This window comes from Streptomyces sp. NBC_01232 (assembly GCF_035989885.1).
In the GTDB taxonomy this organism is placed as follows: domain Bacteria; phylum Actinomycetota; class Actinomycetes; order Streptomycetales; family Streptomycetaceae; genus Streptomyces.
The window spans coordinates 7,814,624-7,831,415 of record NZ_CP108518.1; the positions used below are offsets into that span (position 1 = coordinate 7,814,624).

Sequence of the window (16,792 nt, forward strand, 5' to 3'; positions counted from 1 at the left end):
CGGCGGCCGGAGGATCAGAGCGATCCGTGCGGCCGTCTCATGATTCACGGCCCATGACACGACGGGCCGCCTCTGCCTCTGCCGCGGGCGGCGACAGTTCGTCGAGGGTGTCGAGTTCGTCGTCCGACGCCAGCTCCTGCTCCCAGGCGGCGGCGAGTCGCTCCTGCTCCTCCTGCGGTCTGCCGCTGACGGCCTCCCGCTGGTGCGGTTCCAGAGCCGCGAGGAAACGCCCGACCGCATCCGTCGGCATGCCGTACTCCTTGTCGCCGTGGGGGAGGGGCAGCGGCCGTCGCGAGGCCGTGCCCGGCCCAGGATGGCGAACCCGGCGCGCGCCGTCGGCCCGACACGACGGGCCGCCACCCGAATGCCTGCGCCCGGGCCCGGGAGGCGGTCGGACCGGCCGAGCCGGCCGGACCGGCCGACCCGATGCAGCGGTGCGGGCGGGTCCGCCCACGGGCCTCTCCGCCGCCCGGCTCAGGCGCGTGCCAGGACCGCCACCGCGTTGTGGCCGCCGAAGCCGAAGGAGTTGCTGATGGCGACCGGCGACGGGTGGATCCGGGCCGCTCCGCTCACCACGTCGATGTCCAGGCCGGGGTCGGTCTCGCGCAGCCCGGCGACCGGCGGCACGGTGCCCTCGGCCAGGGCCAGGACGGTGAGTGCCGCCTCGATGACGCCCGCCGCGCCGAGCGTGTGGCCGAGGGCGCCCTTCGCCGAGGTGACGGGCGGCCGGTGGGCGAGGACGCGCCGCAGGACGGCGGCCTCGATGTCGTCGTTCTGCCGGGTCGACGTGCCGTGCGCGTTGACGTGGCCGACGTCCCCGGGGCCGATGTCCGCGTCCGCGAGCGCGGCGCGCACGGCCTGTTCGGCTCCGCGCCCCTCCGGGTGCGGGGCCACCAGGTGATGGGCGTCGGTGGAGGCCGCGTAACCGATCAGGCGGGCGAGCGGGCGGGCCGTACGGGCCGCCGCATGCCCGGGGCGTTCCAGGACGACGGCGCCGGCCCCCTCGGCGATGACGAAGCCGTCCCGAGCGGCGTCGAAGGGCCGGGATCCCTTACTCGACAGGGTGCCCAGCTGGGCGAATCCGGTCACGTTCAGCCGGGTCACGGCCGCCTCCGCGCCGCAGACGAGCGCGATGTCGCACTGGCCGGTCGCGAGCAGGTCCCGGGCGAGGCCGAGGGCCGAGGTGCCCGATGCGCAGGCCGTCGAGAGGGACAGCGCCGGGCCGGTCACCCCGAAGCGCAGCGCGATGTTGGCGCACACCATGTTGCCCAGGTAGCCGGTGAGGAAGTAGGGGGAGACGAACTCCGGTCCGTGCTCGGCCAGTCGTGCCTGCGCGGTCTCCTGTGTCCGCGACCCGCCGAAGCCGCCGCCGGTGACGACGGCCACCCGGTCGCCGTCCCATTCCTGCGGATCCAGCCCAGCCTGGTCGAGCGCCTGTGCCACGGCGGCGAGGCCGAAGCGCGAGACCGGATCCAGCCGTGCCGAGCCGCGTTGACGCAGGACCGGGTGGTCCAGCTCCGGGACGCGGCAGCTGAGGGAGACGGGCAGACCGTCCAGGACGGGGTCGGGGGCCGTGGTGGAGCGGCCGGCACGTACGGCCGACCAGGTGCTCTCGCGGTCGCACCCGGCCGCCGTGACCAGGCCGAGCCCGGTCACGACGGCCTGAGGGCGGCATCGGGTCAACGCTCCGTCCGCCGCGCCGCGACGGATCCGGCGAACTCGGCGAGGGTCGCCTCGCGCAGCTCCTCCTCGTCGACCTTGACGCCCAGCACCTCGTGAACGGCGATGGCCATCTCGACGACCATGAGGGAGTCGGTCAGCAGGCCGCGCATCGGCGCGTTCGCCCGTACCTCGTCGGAGGGGACTTCGAACTTCTCGACGAGCAGTTCACTGATCACGTCGAGGACGGATTCCTGCGCTGAAGTGGTCACAAGGGGCTCTCATTTGCGGTATCGAGGCAGTTGCAGCATTGTGTCGCAACGGCCGGCGGTGAAAGGGGAGTGCGATGAGCGGAAGTCGGAATCCGCCTCGGGTGTTCTCGTGCTCAAACAACTATCACGGCACGGTATTTACTCAAAACCCGTCCTCTGTTGACTTCTTGATGATTCAAAGCATGAGAGCAGGGATCATTTATGTCGGAAAGCTTAAGTGATGTGATCGAGGTGCTCGATGCGGCCGGCGCCGAACTCAGGAACGTGAAGCGGCTGCTCGGGGACACCGGGGAGGTCGCCTGGGGCCGCCTCCTCGACTGGCTGGTGGACGACTGGTTCCGGCTGGACGTGCTGGGGCTCGAGAACATTCCGGCGGACGGCCCGGCGGTCGTCGTCGCCAATCATTCGGGTGCCTGGGGCCTCGACGCCTTCGTCCTCCAGAGGGTTTTCGCCCGTACCCTCCACCGCCCGCTGCACGTCCCCGCGGCCCCCGTGCTGTTCCGAGTTCCGGTGATCGGTTCGTACGCCCGTAAGAAAGGCGCCATTCCGCTCGACCCCCTGCTGGGGCTGGAACACCTGAACGCCGGGGAACTCGTCGGAGTGTTTCCGGAAGGAATCTCCGGACTGGAGAAGCCTTTTCGCAAGCGCTACCGGCTCCGCCCCTTCAGTCCGGGATTCGCGGTCACCGCACTCCGGGCCGGCGCCCCGGTCGTGCCCGTGTCCGTCATCGGCGCCGAGGAGGCCTGCCCCCGGATGGGGGAGATCCCGGCCCTGGCACGCCTTTTCGGCCTGCCCTTCTTCCCGGTCACCCCGCTCTTCCCGCTGCCCTCGAAGTGGATCGTCACCGTCGGGGAGCCGATCCCCGCGCCGGCCCGGTCCCAGTCCTTCGCGGAACGGTCGGCCGCGGCCCGGCAGCTGTGCGCCGACAGCCGGGCCGCCGTGCAGGCCCTGGTGGACCGGGAACGGCGCAGGCGGGACACCCCGTTCTGGTAGAGCGGCCGCGGTGACCGGCCCGGTCCGGCGCCGCAGCGTCGGGCCTGCGGTTCAGCCGCACTCGGTCACCGCCCGCACCTCGGGCCAGACCAGCGTGGTCGAGCCCCAGGCCAGCCCGGCTCCGTACGCGGTGAGCGCCACCCTCTGCCCGGGCACCAGGGTCCCGGCAGCGGCCGCCTGGGCCAGCAGTACGGGCACCGACGCGGCCGCCGTGTTCCCGTACGCCTCGATGTGCGACAGCACCTGCCCCGGGGCCAGCCCCAGCTCGTCGGTGATGCCGTCCAGGATGCGCTGGTTCGCCTGGTGGGCGACCACCACGTCCAGCCCGCCCGGCGGCCAGCCCGCACGGACGAGGGCCCGCGTCAGCGAATCGCACATGCCGACGACCGCCTGCTTGAGTACGGTCGGCCCGTCCATCCGGAAGTACGGCGAGGGCTCCTCCCCGCCCGGCTCCACCAGCATCCGCTTGCGGGCCCGCGTACCGCCGCCGGGGACCTCCAGCAGGTCGGCCTGCGCGCCGTCGCTGCCCAGGTCGAACGGCCCGAACGCGCCCGGGGTGTCCGGCCCGCCGGCCCGGAGCAGCACGGCGCCCGCCCCGTCGCCGAAGATGGCCGACATCAGCCAGTCCTGCGGATCGAGGAAGGCGCTGAACACGTCCGAGGCCACCACGAGGACGCTGCCGCAGGTTCCGCTGATGATCATGGAGGAGGCCACGGCCAGGCCGTACAGGAATCCGCTGCAGCCCGAGGCCAGGTCGAACGCCGGTACGGTGCCCAGCCCCAGCCGCGCCGCGACCTCCGGGGCCCCCGCCGGCAGCAGCCGGTCCGGGGAGGCCGTCGCGAGGACGACCGCGTCGGCCCGGGACGTCCCGGCGGCCGTCAGCGCGTGCCGGCCCGCCCGTACGGCCAGGTCGACGGTGGCCTCCCCGTCGGCGATGCGCCGGCTCGCCACGCCGATGCGCCCGCGGATCCACTCGTCGCCCAGCGGACGGTGCCCGCACAGCTCGTCGTTGCTCACGGCACGCGGCGGTACGTAGCCGCCGAGCCCGGCCAGGACCGATGTACGCATGAGGGCGGCCACCTCAGTCCGTCAGCCGCTCGGCGGCCCGGCGGACGCCGTCGGCGGCCTTCGCGCACCGCTCTGCGTGCCCGAGCAGGACCATGCGGAACCGCTCGCCGGCCTCGTCCTTGTTCCAGCCGCTGTTCGCGGCGCAGGCCGCGAGGCTCTGCGCGTGCCGCTCCAGCCGGTCGGCGCTGGCGTGGGCCAGCGCACCGTAGGACTCCGGCGCGTACCCGTACGCGGCGGGAGGTGCGGCCGTCGCCGCGCCGCCCGTCGGCCGCCCTTCGCCCGCTGCCCGGCCGCAGTCGTCCCGCGGACCGGCGAGGTCCTCGAACGCCACGAGCAGCGTCCGCGGGTCGAGCGTGTCCGGCAGCCGGTCCGCGGTGAACCCCGGCGCGATCAGCACCGGGCGGACCCGCGCCGTGACCGTCCGTACGACGCCCTCGGCGACGAGCGCCGCGAACCGCGCCGCCGCGCACCCGGCCGGGGACCCGCACAGCGCCGCGGGACCCGGATCCCGGTCCGGGCCGACCGCCTCGTCCGGGCCGCGCAGCCAGGCGGGCGCCCGCAGGATCTCGGTCCCCGCCCCGATCGCGAGGTCCTCCCAGACGAACGGCGCCCGCACCGGGTACACGGCTGCGGTCACCGGCGGATAGCGGCGCAGGGCCTCGCCCACGGCGTCCCGCGGGGACACGGCGGCGCCCGCGGCGAGCAGCGCCAGCGCCTGCAGCGCGGTCCCGGCGGAGGCCTCGGAGACCAGGGCGAGAGTGTGCGCGAGGGCCGGGACCGCGGCGTCCGCACCGACACCGCGGGCCGTCAGCCGCCCCGCGAGCGAAGCGGGGTCCGGGTCGGCCAGGTGCAGGTCCAGCCGACGGCGCAGGGCCGCGGACCCGGCGCCGTACGAGCGGTCGCCCGCGGCCGCCGTCGCGACCGCGATCACCTCGCTCAGCAGGGTGTCCGGGGCGGCCCCGGCGCCCGCCACCACGCGCCGGCTCAGCCGCAGCATGCTCCGGTACCACGCGTGCCACTCCAGGGTGCCGTCCCCGCGGCGGGCCGCGACCGCCCGGTCCACGTCCTCGGCGAGCAGGGCGTCCAGCGACTCCGGCGCCTCCAGTGCCTCCGGGCCCTCGGCCGGTGCAGCCGATGCCTCGCGGTCCAGTGGTGCGTGCGGGGACAGGCCGTACCGCTGTCCGCCCGCGGTGAGTCCGGACACGGGTCCCAGCGCGCCCGCCTCGTCGGCCCGGGTGAGCAGCCCTTCGGTGTCACCGGCGGTCAGCGGCACCAGGAAGGAGCCGTACGGGGTGCTCAGCCGGACCGGGCGTCCGGACCGGGTGCGGCGCAGGTGCGCGAGCAGCCGGCGCGTCAGCCCGTCCCGGGTCAGGGCGTCCAGCCCCAGCGCGCGGGCCGGGGCGTCCGTCCACGGCAGGCGCTGGGCGACCATGGCCGCGCTGAACACGGCGTTCTCCAGGGGCCGGGCCGTCGCGGGCCGTCGCGCCGCCGTGGCCGGGCTGTCGGCAGTGGTCATCGGTCGGTCTCCCTCGTGGTCACTTGTCGCGGAGCATGTACGGCTGGTTGCCGACGACTTCGCCGTCGTAGGCGCTGATCAGCTTGTTGACGTGCTCCCGGTAGTGCGTCAGCTCCCCGCGCAGCGTGTCGGAGTACGCCTGCGGGGCGTGCGACAGCGGGTAGTCGTACGACTCGTCCAGCCAGGCCAGTTCGACCCAGCTCGCGGGGATGTCGTTGGGCGAGGCCGGTCCGCGGCCGTCCAGCATCGGGATCACGTCGTGCTTGTTGACGAGGCTGATGACCCGAGTGGTGTGGTCGGCGGGCCGCTTGCCGTCGATCGGCGAGCCCACCGTGATCACGTGGGTGACCCGGTAGGTGGACGACACCTCGACGTCGGCCGCGAGGTTCATCGCGGTGAGACCGCCCAGGCTGTGCCCGACGATCATGAGTTCCGACCCGGCCGGGACCCCGGCGCGCAGCAGCAGCTTCCTCGCGGCGCGCGTGTACGTGGTGTCCGTGCGCAGCAGTCCGTCGAAGGCGCCGACCAGGTCCTGCGGGGTGCTGTTGCTCAGCAGGCCGAAGCTCGTCCCCGGAAGCAGCAGGACGTGCCGGACGGCGCCGTCGGCGCAGGCGACGCGGCGCAGCAGCACCAGGCCGTGGTTGCCGAGGGCGCCGATGTCGCCCACGTAACTGACGATGTCGTTGCGGGACGTGGCGAGGACCTTCGCCAGGATCGCGTCCGGCTCGGTGCGTTCGGCCCGGCCCGGCCCGGGGTTGAGGAACTTCAGCACGGAACTGGGCAGTCCGAAGAAGGGGTCGGTGGTCGGCACTCCGCCGGCGAGCGTCACCCAGGAGAACTCGTCGTTGACGGGGTTCTCGTCGAGCAGCCCGAGCAGGGCCAGCAGTTCCATGATCACGGGACTGATCGTGGTCAGGGCGCGGGTCACGCCGAGCAGCTCGGTCAGCGCGTGCATGGCCCGCAGCGCCTCCAGCCGGTTCCCCGCCACCATCGCGTCGGTGACGCGCCGGGCCGGCGGCGAGTCCAGGTTGGGGTGCTCGACGGCGGCCGCCTCGATGCGCAGGGCGAAGGCGTCCACGGCCATGGCCACCTTGGCGGGGCGACGGTGGGTCATGCTCCCGGCCGTCCGGGCCAGTTCGCCGATCAGGCCGCCGTTGGCGCCGAAGCCGAGCCCCGACGGGCTGGTGAGCGCCCGGGCGCAGGTCACCGCCGTGCCCAGCGCCCAGCCGGGGCGCCGCAGGACCTCCAGCCCGAACCGTCGGCTGAACAGGGCTCCCGTGAGCTCGGCGCCCGACTGCCGGGCGGTGAGGGCCGCGTCCGCGAGAAGGACGGACGCGAGGACGAGGAGCCCGGCGTCGGTCCGGTCCGGGGCCGGGGCGCCTTCCGGGACCCGGGCCGCCGGGACGACCGCGGCCGCGGGGGCCGCCCGGTCGCCGACGGCGTCCGGCCCCTCCCGTGCGGGCAACCGCTGATCCGTGTTCCCGACCACCCGAGGCGTCACTTTCCGTACCTCTCGTCCCTGCGCACCGGCCTCGCAGCCGCGCCCGCCCGTACCCGCTGTGTGCGCTGGCATGGTGGCACCGAATGTGATCGTTTCCGCCCGCTCCGAGGGCGTCCGCCTGCGGTGGAGACCGCGCGGGGCGGTGACGGTCGCCCACCGGACACCCCCGGGAGCCCGGATCCACGGGCTGTCCGCCGCTCCGCGGGCCGGCGGTGCGCCTGACGGGAGCCGACGGGATTCGACGGGCCCCGGGGGCTGAACGGTGAGCACGGGTGTTGACGCGGGGGTGCGACAGGGGGCGCTGTCGGTGGTGACGCTCAGGAGGCAGGCCGAGGGCGTGGCGGGCGCCGACGAAGCCTCCGGCTCACGGCCGGCCGGGCCCTGGTGGCCGTCCACGACTGGACGTTCCTGTTCGGGCCGATCCCGGTGGCCGGATCGCTCGCGGCCCTCCTCGTCTTCGCCCGGGAGGTGACACCGGCCGTCCGGCTGCTCGCCAAGGGCTTCGACGGGAACGCCGGATGACGTTCCCGGCGGGCTCAGGCCATCCGGTCCACGTTCCACATCGGCAGGCTCCGGAAGAAGTCCACGGCGTCCGCGCGCCAGTACGGCTCCCAGGACGCGGCCTCGGCCGCCGCGGCCTCCGCGTGCCGCCGGATCTCCGCCTTGAGCCCGCGGTCGACCCCGGCGGTGCGGGCGATCTCCCTGATCCGGTCGAGACCGCCGTCGGTGCATCCGGGGTCGCCGAGCGCGCCTTCGACCAGGGCCGCCTCGGTCCCGGTCGTGGCGGCCAGGAGCGCGCGGACGGCGTAGGTGCGGCGGCCCGAACGGATGTCGGCCCCGGTGGACTTCGCCTCGGCCGCCGTGTCGTCGCCGGACGGGCCGAAGAGGTCGAGGAAGTCGTCGCGCATCTGCTCGGAGATGCCCACCAGCCGTGCGTACCGGTGCAGTCGGGCGCGGTGCGGCGCAAGATCCTCGCCCGCGGCCAGCAGGCCCATCGTCAGAGGTGCGAGGACCGAGTACCGCGCGCTCTTGAAGTCGGTGACGGTGTGCAGGAATTCCTCGTCGGGCAGTGCATGGGAGTCCCGTTCCAGGTCGGCCAGCTGCCCGGCCACGGTCTCCGCCGCGGTGCGGGTGTGTATGCCGAGCAGGGCCTGGCGGAGCTCGGCCGGAACCGGCGCCTCCAGCAGCACCTGCGTGGACAGGAACGCGGCGAGGTCCCCGGCCAGCACCGCGAGCCCGAGGGCGGTGGCGTCCTGGCCGGGGAACTCCCGGCGGTACGCGTAGTACGTCGAGGGGCCGCCTCGGCGCAGGGGCGCGTCGTCGATGATGTCGTCGTGCACGAGCCCGTGCGTCTGGAGCAGCTCGATGCTCAGCGCCGCCTCCAGCAGCCCCGGCACCTCGTCGGTGGTGACCAGCCGGGCCGCCTCGTACAGCAGGACGACCCGCAGCCGCTTGCCGCCGCGCATCGAAAACTCCCGCAGGAGCTCGAGGCACCGGGGGACGTACCGGCTCGGCACGGGGACGTCGAAGCGCCCGGGGAGGCCGTCGAAGTACTGCTCGAACCGGGCGTCGAAGCGGGTCCGGTGCGCGGCGACGCGCTCGAAGGCGGCGGTGACGTTGGCATGCATGGAGATCAGTATCGGTGACCGCCGGGAGCCACCGCCCGGCGCGCACTTCCTACCAGGCGGCCCGGCAGTTCAGCAGCTTGGTGGTGCCGACCTTGCGGTCGCAGGCGTAGGCCTTCACGTCCTTCTTGTTCTTGAAGGTCCAGCTCTTCGAACCGTTGACCACCGCCACGTAGTTGGTGACGGGGTGCCAGGCACCGCCCTTCCAGTCCTGGTACGAGAGGGCGAGAACGGCCTCGTAGCCGTCGCCCGCCACCTTGTCCCTGGCCGTGGCGCCCTTGAACGATCCGGCGTAGATCTTTTCGTTGGTCTGGGGGATCGTCCCCGACACGTGGTACTCGTACGTACCGCTGATCTCGGCCTTGCCGGTGGAGGAGGTCTTGTTGAAGCCGAAGGTGGCCGCGGCGGCGGTGCCGGCCAGCCCGATGACGAGGGCCGAGGCGGCGGCGGATGCTCCGACGAGCGTGCGCTTCGCGAGCGAGGTCATGACTGTGTCTCCCTTTTCCGGGGAATCGAAGGACGAGCGGGTGCGCCGCCACCATCCCGTGCTGCGTTGGGTGGCCGGCCAGACAGAAAGCTAGGCGAGCAGGGGGCCACACAGCGGCACGCACCGGGATGATTCGGATCTCCACCCGGTGCGGGTGTCGCGCGGCCCGCCTGCAACCGTGGCGGTAGCGGGGGATGCGGGCGCGGTAGGGCCCGGTCCTGCGGCAGGACCATGGCCCGGCCGTGCGCCGGCCCGTAGGCTGCGCCGATGCACGCTCGATTCGGATTCCCCGACGGGCTCGGGGGACGGCGGTCGCTGGTCGTCGACTCGCTGCTCGCGCTGGGCTACGTCGGCGCCGGGCTGCTGCTCGGGCGGGAGCAACCACCGGCCGGCTGGCGGTCCGTGGACGAGCTCGGGGCGGTCCTGACCGCGCTGGTGGGTCTCGTCCTGCTGGCCCGCCACATCGCGCCCGTCGCGGTGTTCGCCGCCAGCTGCGCGCTGTGGACCCTGTTCATCGCCTGCGGCTACTGGCCGGTGGTCAATTCGATGCCCCCGCTCCTGGGCCTGTACACGGTGGCGGCGACCCGCCGCGCGCGCCCCTCCGTCGTGTGCGCGGCCGTCGTGGCCGGGATCTGGGTGTACGCGGGGCTGAGCAACCCCGACAACAGCTCCATGCCCACCGTCCTCGCCCAGGCCGTCCTGTTCCCGGCCGTCGTCCTCGTCGTCGGGCGCGGCTCGGGAGCCCTCGCCGAGAGGAACCGGCAGTTCGCCGAACTGACCGCCCAACTGCGTGCGCAGCAGGCGGAGAACGCCCTGCGGGTGCTCACGGAGGAGCGGGTGCGCATCGCGCGTGAACTGCACGATGTGGTCGCGCACCACATGTCGGTGATCTCGCTGCAGGCCGGCATGGCCTCGTACGTCTTCCCCACCGACCCGGCGTCGAGCCGGCGGGCCCTGGACACCATCGCCGACACCAGCAGGGAGGCGCTGGAGGAGATGCGCCGCATGCTCGTACTGCTGCGTGTCGGCCAGGAAGGGGCGGGACAGCGGGAAGGGCGGGCGCATGCGGACGGGGCGGACGCGCTGGAGGACGGCGCCGCCGACGCCCCGGCCCCCGGGCTCGACCTGCTCGACAGGCTGCTCGAGCGGGTGCGGGGCGCGGGGGCCGAGGTCACCATGGAGGTCACCGGATCCCCCGCCCGGCTTCCGCAGGGCATGGCCCTGTGCGTCTACCGGGTGGTCCAGGAAGCGCTGACGAACGTGCTCAAGCACGCGGGGCCGACCAGGGCCGCAGTCACGATCGGCTACGAACGACACACCGTCGTGGTGTGCGTGACGGACGAAGGAAGCGGCAAGTTCCAGCCAAACACCGGGGTTTCACCTGGTCACGGCTTGATCGGTATGCGGGAACGCGCGAGCATCTACGGCGGGTCGGTCACCGCCGGCCCCCGCGCCCTCGGCGGGTTCGAGGTACGGCTCACCCTTCCGGCACCCACCACCAGTGACCGGCCGGGTGGCCTCCCGGCCCCGGGTTCCGGGGACGTCCGTTCCCGATGAGGACTGGAATCTGCGATGCCCACGGTCCTGGTGGTCGACGATCAACTGCTCATCCGTGCCGGGCTCGTGTCCCTGCTCAACGCCGCGCCGGGGCTGACCGTGGTCGGTGAGGCGTGCGACGGGGACGAAGCCGTCCGCCGGGCCGAGGCCACCGCGCCCGATGTCATCCTCATGGACCTCCGGATGCCGGGCACCGACGGCATCACCGCGACCCGACGCATCCTCGGACGGGCGGGTGACACGGCGCCGAGGATCCTGGTGCTGACGACCTTCGACCTCGACGAATACGTCTACAACGCCCTGCGCGCGGGCGCCTGCGGCTTCCTCCTCAAGGAGACGCCGCCCGAGCGCCTGATCGCCGCCATCCACACCGTGGCCTCCGGCGACATGCTCTTCGCGCCGACCGTCACCCGACGCCTGATCGAGGCGTACCACCCGGGGCCGACGCCGCCGGAGGCCGTCGCCCCCGAGTGGGACACCGTCACCGGCCGGGAACGCGACGTCCTGCGGCTCGTGGCCACCGGCGCGACGAACACGGAGGTCGCCGGACGGCTCTTCATCAGCGAGGCCACCGTGAAGACCCACCTGAACCGGGCGATGGCCAAGCTCGGACTGTCCAGCCGCGCCCAGGTCGTCGTCTTCGCGTACGAGACCGCACTCGTGACGCCCGGTGGCCCGACGGCCCTGCCCTCCCCCCGGAGCCCGGCGGGCGGGGCGGGCTGACGGCAGGATCCGAAAGAGACGGCCTGGCTGCCCCCACAATGGAGGCCGGTGAGCGGGAGGGGCGCGGCATGGCGGACGATCAGGGCTCGGTACGGGTGGAGCGGGAGGGTCCCGTATTCACGGTGATCCTGAGCAGGCCGGAGGTGCGCAACGCAGTCGACGGCCCGACGGCGCAGCAACTGGCCGACGCCTTCCGTGAATTCGAGAACGACGAGAACGCGGCCGTCGCCGTCCTCTGGGGCGAGGGCGGAACCTTCTGCGCGGGCGCCGACCTCAAGGCCATCGGCACCGAACGCGGAAACCGCGTACGCCCCTCGGGCGACGGGCCCATGGGACCGACCCGGATGCGGCTCGGCAAGCCGGTGATCGCCGCCGTCGCGGGGCACGCGGTCGCAGGAGGCCTGGAGCTGGCGCTCTGGTGCGATCTGCGGGTCGCGGAGGAGGACGCGGTGTTCGGCGTCTTCTGCCGCCGCTGGGGCGTGCCGCTCATCGACGGCGGCACGGTGCGCCTGCCCCGCCTGATCGGTGAGAGCCGCGCCATGGACCTGATCCTGACGGGCCGTCCGGTCACCGCCGCGGAGGCGCACGGGATCGGCCTGGCCAACCGCGTGGTCCCCGTGGGCCGCTCGCGGGCGGCCGCCGAGGAACTGGCCCGCGAGATCGCCGGGTTCCCCCGGCTCTGCCTGCGCCACGACCGGATGTCCGTCCTCGAACAGCACGGACTGTCCGAGACGGACGCTTTGGCGGGCGAACTCCGGCACGGGATGGTGCCCCTGACCGCGGGCGAAACGCAGGCGGGAGCGGGCTGGTTCGCCTCCGGGGCGGGCCGGCACGGCACCTTCGGCCCCTAGGTCCTGTCGGGTTCGGGCCCGGCAGGCCAGGGCGGTGTGGTCGCGGCCACAACCGGGTTCGGGAACCCGGGCATTCACGCCTCCGACTCCTGTCACAGGGGCGGCGTGACCGCCCGGGCGATCGGAAGGCAGTCATCGGATGAATCGCAGGAACGTGCTCCGGGCCCCCGTCGCGGCCGGCGCCGCAGCCACCCTGGCGGCAGCCACCGGGGTGGCCGCGGCGGCTCAGCCGCCGGCCGCCGGGAACGCGGCGGGGCCACTGCGCGTGCAGGTCGTCATGTACGACGGGGTGGAGGAGCTCGACTTCGCGGCGCCCTACGAGGTGTTCTGCGCGGCCCGGTTCTTCACGGGCCGCGAGATCGACGTCCGCTACGTCACCGCCGGACGCCCCGGCGTCGTACGCGCCGCCTACGGCACCCGGGTGGGCGTCGAGTACGCGTGGGCCCCCCGTGAGGCGGACGTCCTCCTCGTACCCGGCGGGGGATACGCACGCCGCGACAGCCCCGGGGTGTGGGCGGAGATCCGCAGCGGGGTGCTGCCGCGGAAACTGGCCGCGGCGGTGCGCCCGGGCCTGACCGTCAGCGCCGTCTGTACGGGCACCATGCTGCTCGCCGCCGCCGGACTGACGACGAACCGGCCCTGCACCACCCATCACAAGGCGCGGCCCGACCTGGAGAAGCAGGGCGCACTGGTGAAGAACGCCCGGGTGGTGGACGACGGGGACCTGGTCACCGCCGGTGGCATCACCTCCGGCCTGGACCTCGCCCTGTGGCTCGTACGCCGGGAACTCGGCGCCGACGCGGCGACCGGTGTCGAGGCGATGCTCGAGTACGAGGCCCGGGGCACGGTGTGGACTCCGCCGACGGCCGGGCGGCCGTAGCAGCAGGCCGGGACGGGGGTCGTCAGCGGTGGAGTTGCCGCGTCCAGTCCTGGGGGACCCGGTCGGCCGGCCCCGGGGCCGGCTGGTCCGCGGGGTGCTCGCCCGGAGGGGCCAGCCCGGGACCGGAGTCGTACAGGGCGTCGGTGTCGTAGTTCCAGAACCACTCCTCGCCCGGCTCGAAGCTCTGCACCAGGGGGTGGCCGGTGGACTTCCAGTGGGCGGTGGCGTGCTGGGCCGGGGAGGAGTCGCAGCAGCCGATGTTCCCGCACTGGGCGCAGCGCCGCAGGTGGAACCACCAGCCGCCCAGCTCGTCGCACTCGGCGCAGCCGGTGCCGGTGGGCGGGGCGCTCGGGTCGATTCCCTCGATGTCGGTCATGCGGGCTCCTCGGAGTTCTGAGTTGCGGTCGCGGTCTCGGGTGGGGTCTCGGTCGCGTTCTCGGGTGGGGTCGCGTTGCCGGTCCCGGCGCCGGGACCGGCCTCCGTCTCCGTCTCCGGCGCGGTCAGCGGCAGCAGCACCTGGAACCGGGTGTCGCCCGGCACGGACTCGACCTGCAGGCTGCCGTGGTGCTTGCTGACGACGATCCGCCAGGAGATGTCGAGGCCGAGACCGGTGCCCTCGCCGACCGGTTTGGTGGTGAAGAAGGGGTCGAAGATGCGGCTGCGGATGTCCGCCGGGATGCCGGGTCCGGTGTCGCGGAACTCCACCAGCAGGCGGTCGCCCTCCCGCGCCGTGCGGACCGTCAGCGTGCCCTCCCCGCCCGTGCTCCCGATGGCGAAGACGGCGTTGTCGATGAGGTTGGTCCACACCTGGTTGAGCTCCGCCGGATAGGCCGGCACGTCCGGTACGGAGCGGTCGTAGTCCTTGACCACCCGCACCCGGGAGCCGATCTTCCCGGACAGCATCAGCAGCGTGCTGTCGAGGAGTTCGTGGACGTCCACCACCCGGTACGGTGCGCGGTCGAGCTGCGAGTACTGCTTGGCCGCGTCCACGAGGTGGGAGATGCGGGTGGTGGAGTCGTCGATCTCGTCCATCAACAGCTCGGTCTCCACCGTGTAGTTGAGCCAGCCGATCGCCGAAGGCAGGATCTCCTCGGACACCGTCGCCGCGACGTGCTCCAGCCAGTCCGTGTCCAGTCCCGCCTGCACGAAGGTCGGGGCGAGCCGCCAGCCCTCCTGGATGCCGTGGTCGTCGAGCCAGTCGGCTAGCTCGTCCTCCCGGTCGGAGGCCTCCAGAGGACTGAGCGCCGTGGCCTTCGCGACGCGTTCGACCGTGCGCTCCTGGATCTCGATGAGGTCGGCGATCACCTCGCGCGAATACTGGCCCTGGGAGATGTGGGCCAGCTTGTGCCGCATCTTGCCGACCCGTTCGCGCAGCGTCGCCGTGGCCCTGACGGCCGCCGCCGCCGGGTTGTTGAGCTCGTGCGTGAGCCCGGCGGACAACGACCCCAGGGCCAGCAGCCGCTCCCGCTGCCCGATCGCCCGCTGGGTGTTCTTGGAGCCGAAGAACAGCCCCTCCAGCAGGTGCGCCGCCATCGGGAACCACTCCCGCATGATGTCCGCGAACGACTGGGCGGGCAGCACGAAGAACCGCGTAGGCTCCGTCACCCGCATGGAGTTGACGTACGTCTGCGGGACCTGTTCGCCCAGGTACGCCTGCATGGCCCCCGCGTACACGCCCCGCTGCGAGGTCCGGCTCACCTCGACGTCGTCGCCCCCGACCCGGCGCGACAGTACGACGGTGCCCTCGATCATCACGTAGAAGCAGGTGGCCGGGGCGCCCTCGGTGTACACCGGCCCCGTATCGAAGCGCTCCACCCGCCCCTCGCCGCACAGCCGCCCGAGCTGCTCCGGGGAGAGCTTCTCGAACAGGAACAGCGAGGAGATCTCCTGCGGGCTGCAGGGCATGACCTCTCCGCTCATGACTGCTCCAGGTACCGGTGGACGAGCATCACGGCCATGGCTCCCTCTCCGACGGCGGACGCGACGCGTTTGGCGGACTGGGCGCGCGCGTCGCCCGCCACGAACACGCCGGGAATGTTGGTCTCCAGGTGGTACGGCGGCCGGTCCAGCTCCCACTCTGCCGGTGGCCGCCCGTCCGGGGTGAGGTCCGGCCCGGTCAGGATGAAGCCGTGCTCGTCGCGGAGCACCGTACCGTCCAGCCAGTCGGTCAGCGGGGCCGCGCCGATGAACACGAACATCCACTGCGCGTCGACGAGTTCGGTCCCGCCGCTGTCCACGTCCCGCAGCGTCAGCTGCTCCAGGTGCCCCTCGCCGTGCGCCGCATCGACGACGGTCCGGGTGCGTACCGTGATGTTCGGCATCTCCTCGATCTGCTGGATCAGGTAGTACGACATCGAGGCCGCCAGGGACTCCCCGCGCACCAGCAGTGTCACCGACTTGGCGCCCCGCGCCAGGTACATAGCCGCCTGTCCGGCCGAGTTGGCGCCGCCCACGATGTACACGTCCTGCCCCTGGCAGGAGGCCGCCTCGGTCAGCGAGGAGCCGTAGTACACCCCGCAGCCGGTCAGCTGGTCGCAGCCCGGCGCGTGGAGCTGCCGGTACGACACACCGGTCGCCAGGATGATGCTGTGGGCGGCGATCGCCGAGCCGTCCGAGAAGTGGACGACGCGCGCCGCGCCGTTCACCTCCAGCCCGGTGACCTCGCGCGCCGTGAGGATCTCGGCGCCGAACCGCCCGGCCTGGCGGCGGGCGCGCTCGGTGAGCTGCGCACCCGACACCCCGTCCGGGAAGCCCAGGTAGTTCTCGATGCGGGAGCTCTGCCCGGCCTGTCCGCCGGTCGCCGAACGCTCGATCAGTACGGTGCGCAGGCCCTCCGAGGCCCCGTACACCGCCGAGCCGAGCCCGGCCGGGCCGCCGCCGATGACCACGAGGTCGTAGAAGTCGGCGGTCGGCGTCGTCGCGAGTCCCACGTGGGCGGCCAGTTCGGGGGCGTCGGGCTCGATCAGCACCTTGCAGTCGGGGGTGATCACCAGCGGCAGCCGCTGCCCGTCGGCCCCGGCCGCCTCCAGGAGCCGCCGGCCCTCCGGCTCGTCGGAGGAGTACCAGCGGTACGGCACCTGGTTGCGGGCCAGGAACTCCCGTACGTGCGAGGAACGCGCCGACCAGCGGTGACCCACCACCTTCGTCGCGGGTACCGGCCGGTAGTCGCTGGAGCGCCAGGCCGTGAGCAGATCGTCCAGGACGGGGTAGAGCTTCTCCTCCGGAGGGTCCCAGGGCTTGAGCAGGTAGTGGTCGAGGTCGACGACGTTGATCGCGTCGATCGCCGCATTGGTGTCGGCGTACGCCGTCAGCAGCACCCGCCGCGCCCCCGGGTACACCTGCAGGGCCTGTTCGAGGAACTCGATGCCGTTCATCTGCGGCATGCGGTAGTCGGCCAGGACGACCGCCACCAGGTCGCCCCGCAGCTTGAGCTCGCGCAGCGCCTCCAGGGCGGACTCACCGGACTCGGCGCGCACGATCCGGTAGTCGGCGCCGTAGCGGCGCCGCAGGTCACGGGCGATGGACCGGGAGACTCCCGGGTCGTCGTCCACGGTCAGAATCACGGTCCGCGCTGCGTCGGCGGCCTGTGCCATACGTCTCCACCCCGAGAGCTCTGGGCAGGCGGCACGGCAAGCCGCCCGCGCCGGTTCCCGTTCATCG

At 73.2% G+C, this 16,792-nt stretch carries 17 protein-coding genes; 6 read left to right on the top strand and 11 right to left on the bottom strand.

Features of this window, described 5'->3' with window-relative positions; genetic code table 11:
- Window positions 1-37: 37 nt before the first annotated feature.
- The 3 genes from OG444_RS35915 to OG444_RS35925 form a co-directional block, all read right to left on the bottom strand.
- On the bottom strand, window positions 38-250 hold the full coding sequence (locus tag OG444_RS35915) for a hypothetical protein (protein ID WP_327266042.1): 213 nt from the start codon (window positions 248-250) through the stop codon (window positions 38-40).
- Window positions 251-474: 224 nt separating this feature from the next.
- Window positions 475-1,683 carry a beta-ketoacyl-[acyl-carrier-protein] synthase family protein gene (locus OG444_RS35920; RefSeq protein ID WP_327266043.1) on the bottom strand — a complete coding sequence of 403 codons (1,209 nt, stop codon included), beginning with the start codon at window positions 1,681-1,683 and terminating at the stop codon, window positions 475-477.
- The gene (locus OG444_RS35925) at window positions 1,680-1,931 is read right to left on the bottom strand and encodes an acyl carrier protein (protein WP_327266044.1); all 252 of its coding nucleotides are present in this window, start codon (window positions 1,929-1,931) and stop codon (window positions 1,680-1,682) included. Before OG444_RS35925 ends, OG444_RS35920 begins: the two co-directional genes overlap by 4 nt.
- Before the next feature lie 201 nt (window positions 1,932-2,132).
- Between OG444_RS35925 and OG444_RS35930 the strand changes: the two genes are divergently transcribed.
- Window positions 2,133-2,924, top strand: a complete 792-nt coding sequence (locus OG444_RS35930; protein ID WP_327266045.1) for a lysophospholipid acyltransferase family protein — start codon at window positions 2,133-2,135, stop codon at window positions 2,922-2,924.
- A 51-nt stretch (window positions 2,925-2,975) separates the two neighbouring features.
- Here OG444_RS35930 and OG444_RS35935 read toward each other — a convergent pair whose 3' ends face one another.
- Genes OG444_RS35935 through OG444_RS35945 form a run of 3 tightly spaced genes read right to left on the bottom strand, consistent with a single transcriptional unit; the run spans window position 2,976 to window position 6,973 of the window.
- Window positions 2,976-3,992 (bottom strand): beta-ketoacyl-ACP synthase 3, encoded by a 1,017-nt coding sequence (locus tag OG444_RS35935; RefSeq protein WP_327266046.1) that lies wholly within the window; start codon window positions 3,990-3,992, stop codon window positions 2,976-2,978.
- A 13-nt stretch (window positions 3,993-4,005) separates the two neighbouring features.
- Window positions 4,006-5,508: a hypothetical protein gene (locus OG444_RS35940; protein WP_327266047.1), complete on the bottom strand. Its 1,503-nt coding sequence runs from the start codon at window positions 5,506-5,508 to the stop codon at window positions 4,006-4,008.
- Window positions 5,509-5,527: 19 nt separating this feature from the next.
- A complete protein-coding gene (locus tag OG444_RS35945; RefSeq protein WP_327266048.1) occupies window positions 5,528-6,973 on the bottom strand; it encodes a lipase family protein in 1,446 nt (481 codons plus the stop codon).
- Window positions 6,974-7,393: 420 nt separating this feature from the next.
- On the opposite strand from OG444_RS35945, the gene OG444_RS35950 reads away from it, so the two are divergent.
- The gene (locus tag OG444_RS35950; RefSeq protein WP_327266049.1) at window positions 7,394-7,531 is read left to right on the top strand and encodes a hypothetical protein; all 138 of its coding nucleotides are present in this window, start codon (window positions 7,394-7,396) and stop codon (window positions 7,529-7,531) included.
- Between the two features lie 14 nt (window positions 7,532-7,545).
- Here OG444_RS35950 and OG444_RS35955 read toward each other — a convergent pair whose 3' ends face one another.
- Window positions 7,546-8,637, bottom strand: coding sequence for a polyprenyl synthetase family protein (locus OG444_RS35955; protein ID WP_327266050.1), 1,092 nt, complete (start codon window positions 8,635-8,637; stop codon window positions 7,546-7,548).
- Window positions 8,638-8,686: 49 nt separating this feature from the next.
- Entirely contained in the window at window positions 8,687-9,121 is a 435-nt protein-coding gene (locus OG444_RS35960) for a hypothetical protein (protein WP_327266051.1), read from the bottom strand.
- A 267-nt stretch (window positions 9,122-9,388) separates the two neighbouring features.
- Between OG444_RS35960 and OG444_RS35965 the strand changes: the two genes are divergently transcribed.
- The 4 genes from OG444_RS35965 (at window position 9,389) to OG444_RS35980 (ending at window position 13,132) form a co-directional block, all read left to right on the top strand.
- On the top strand, window positions 9,389-10,678 hold the full coding sequence (locus OG444_RS35965; protein ID WP_327266052.1) for a sensor histidine kinase: 1,290 nt from the start codon (window positions 9,389-9,391) through the stop codon (window positions 10,676-10,678).
- A gap of 15 nt (window positions 10,679-10,693) precedes the next feature.
- Window positions 10,694-11,401, top strand: coding sequence for a response regulator transcription factor (locus OG444_RS35970; RefSeq protein ID WP_327266053.1), 708 nt, complete (start codon window positions 10,694-10,696; stop codon window positions 11,399-11,401).
- A gap of 68 nt (window positions 11,402-11,469) precedes the next feature.
- Entirely contained in the window at window positions 11,470-12,252 is a 783-nt protein-coding gene (locus OG444_RS35975; protein WP_327266054.1) for a crotonase/enoyl-CoA hydratase family protein, read from the top strand.
- Between the two features lie 139 nt (window positions 12,253-12,391).
- Window positions 12,392-13,132, top strand: a complete 741-nt coding sequence (locus tag OG444_RS35980; RefSeq protein ID WP_327266055.1) for a DJ-1/PfpI family protein — start codon at window positions 12,392-12,394, stop codon at window positions 13,130-13,132.
- A gap of 22 nt (window positions 13,133-13,154) precedes the next feature.
- Here OG444_RS35980 and OG444_RS35985 read toward each other — a convergent pair whose 3' ends face one another.
- From OG444_RS35985 to OG444_RS35995, 3 genes are read right to left on the bottom strand one after another with little or no spacing between them, the layout of a single operon-like run.
- On the bottom strand, window positions 13,155-13,508 hold the full coding sequence (locus OG444_RS35985; protein ID WP_327266056.1) for a UBP-type zinc finger domain-containing protein: 354 nt from the start codon (window positions 13,506-13,508) through the stop codon (window positions 13,155-13,157).
- A complete protein-coding gene (locus tag OG444_RS35990) occupies window positions 13,505-15,052 on the bottom strand; it encodes an ATP-binding protein (protein WP_327266057.1) in 1,548 nt (515 codons plus the stop codon). The genes OG444_RS35985 and OG444_RS35990 overlap by 4 nt, the downstream gene beginning before the upstream one ends.
- Window positions 15,049-16,725: an FAD-dependent oxidoreductase gene (locus tag OG444_RS35995; RefSeq protein WP_327266058.1), complete on the bottom strand. Its 1,677-nt coding sequence runs from the start codon at window positions 16,723-16,725 to the stop codon at window positions 15,049-15,051. The genes OG444_RS35990 and OG444_RS35995 overlap by 4 nt, the downstream gene beginning before the upstream one ends.
- Window positions 16,726-16,792: the final 67 nt, after the last annotated feature.

Excerpts from the sequence above, each read along its gene's own strand:
- OG444_RS35915 (WP_327266042.1), bottom strand. The coding sequence starts at position 250 with ATGCCGACGGATGCGGTCGGGCGTTTCCTCGCGGCTCTGGAACCGCAC.
- OG444_RS35960 (WP_327266051.1), bottom strand. The coding sequence starts at position 9,121 with ATGACCTCGCTCGCGAAGCGCACGCTCGTCGGAGCATCCGCCGCCGCC.
- OG444_RS35970 (WP_327266053.1), top strand. The coding sequence starts at position 10,694 with ATGCCCACGGTCCTGGTGGTCGACGATCAACTGCTCATCCGTGCCGGG.
- OG444_RS35995 (WP_327266058.1), bottom strand. The coding sequence starts at position 16,725 with ATGGCACAGGCCGCCGACGCAGCGCGGACCGTGATTCTGACCGTGGAC.
- OG444_RS35985 (WP_327266056.1), bottom strand. The coding sequence starts at position 13,508 with ATGACCGACATCGAGGGAATCGACCCGAGCGCCCCGCCCACCGGCACC.
- OG444_RS35965 (WP_327266052.1), top strand. The coding sequence starts at position 9,389 with ATGCACGCTCGATTCGGATTCCCCGACGGGCTCGGGGGACGGCGGTCG.
- OG444_RS35955 (WP_327266050.1), bottom strand. The coding sequence starts at position 8,637 with ATGCATGCCAACGTCACCGCCGCCTTCGAGCGCGTCGCCGCGCACCGG.
- OG444_RS35930 (WP_327266045.1), top strand. The coding sequence starts at position 2,133 with ATGTCGGAAAGCTTAAGTGATGTGATCGAGGTGCTCGATGCGGCCGGC.
- OG444_RS35935 (WP_327266046.1), bottom strand. The coding sequence starts at position 3,992 with ATGCGTACATCGGTCCTGGCCGGGCTCGGCGGCTACGTACCGCCGCGT.
- OG444_RS35940 (WP_327266047.1), bottom strand. The coding sequence starts at position 5,508 with ATGACCACTGCCGACAGCCCGGCCACGGCGGCGCGACGGCCCGCGACG.
- OG444_RS35975 (WP_327266054.1), top strand. The coding sequence starts at position 11,470 with ATGGCGGACGATCAGGGCTCGGTACGGGTGGAGCGGGAGGGTCCCGTA.
- OG444_RS35980 (WP_327266055.1), top strand. The coding sequence starts at position 12,392 with ATGAATCGCAGGAACGTGCTCCGGGCCCCCGTCGCGGCCGGCGCCGCA.
- OG444_RS35990 (WP_327266057.1), bottom strand. The coding sequence starts at position 15,052 with ATGAGCGGAGAGGTCATGCCCTGCAGCCCGCAGGAGATCTCCTCGCTG.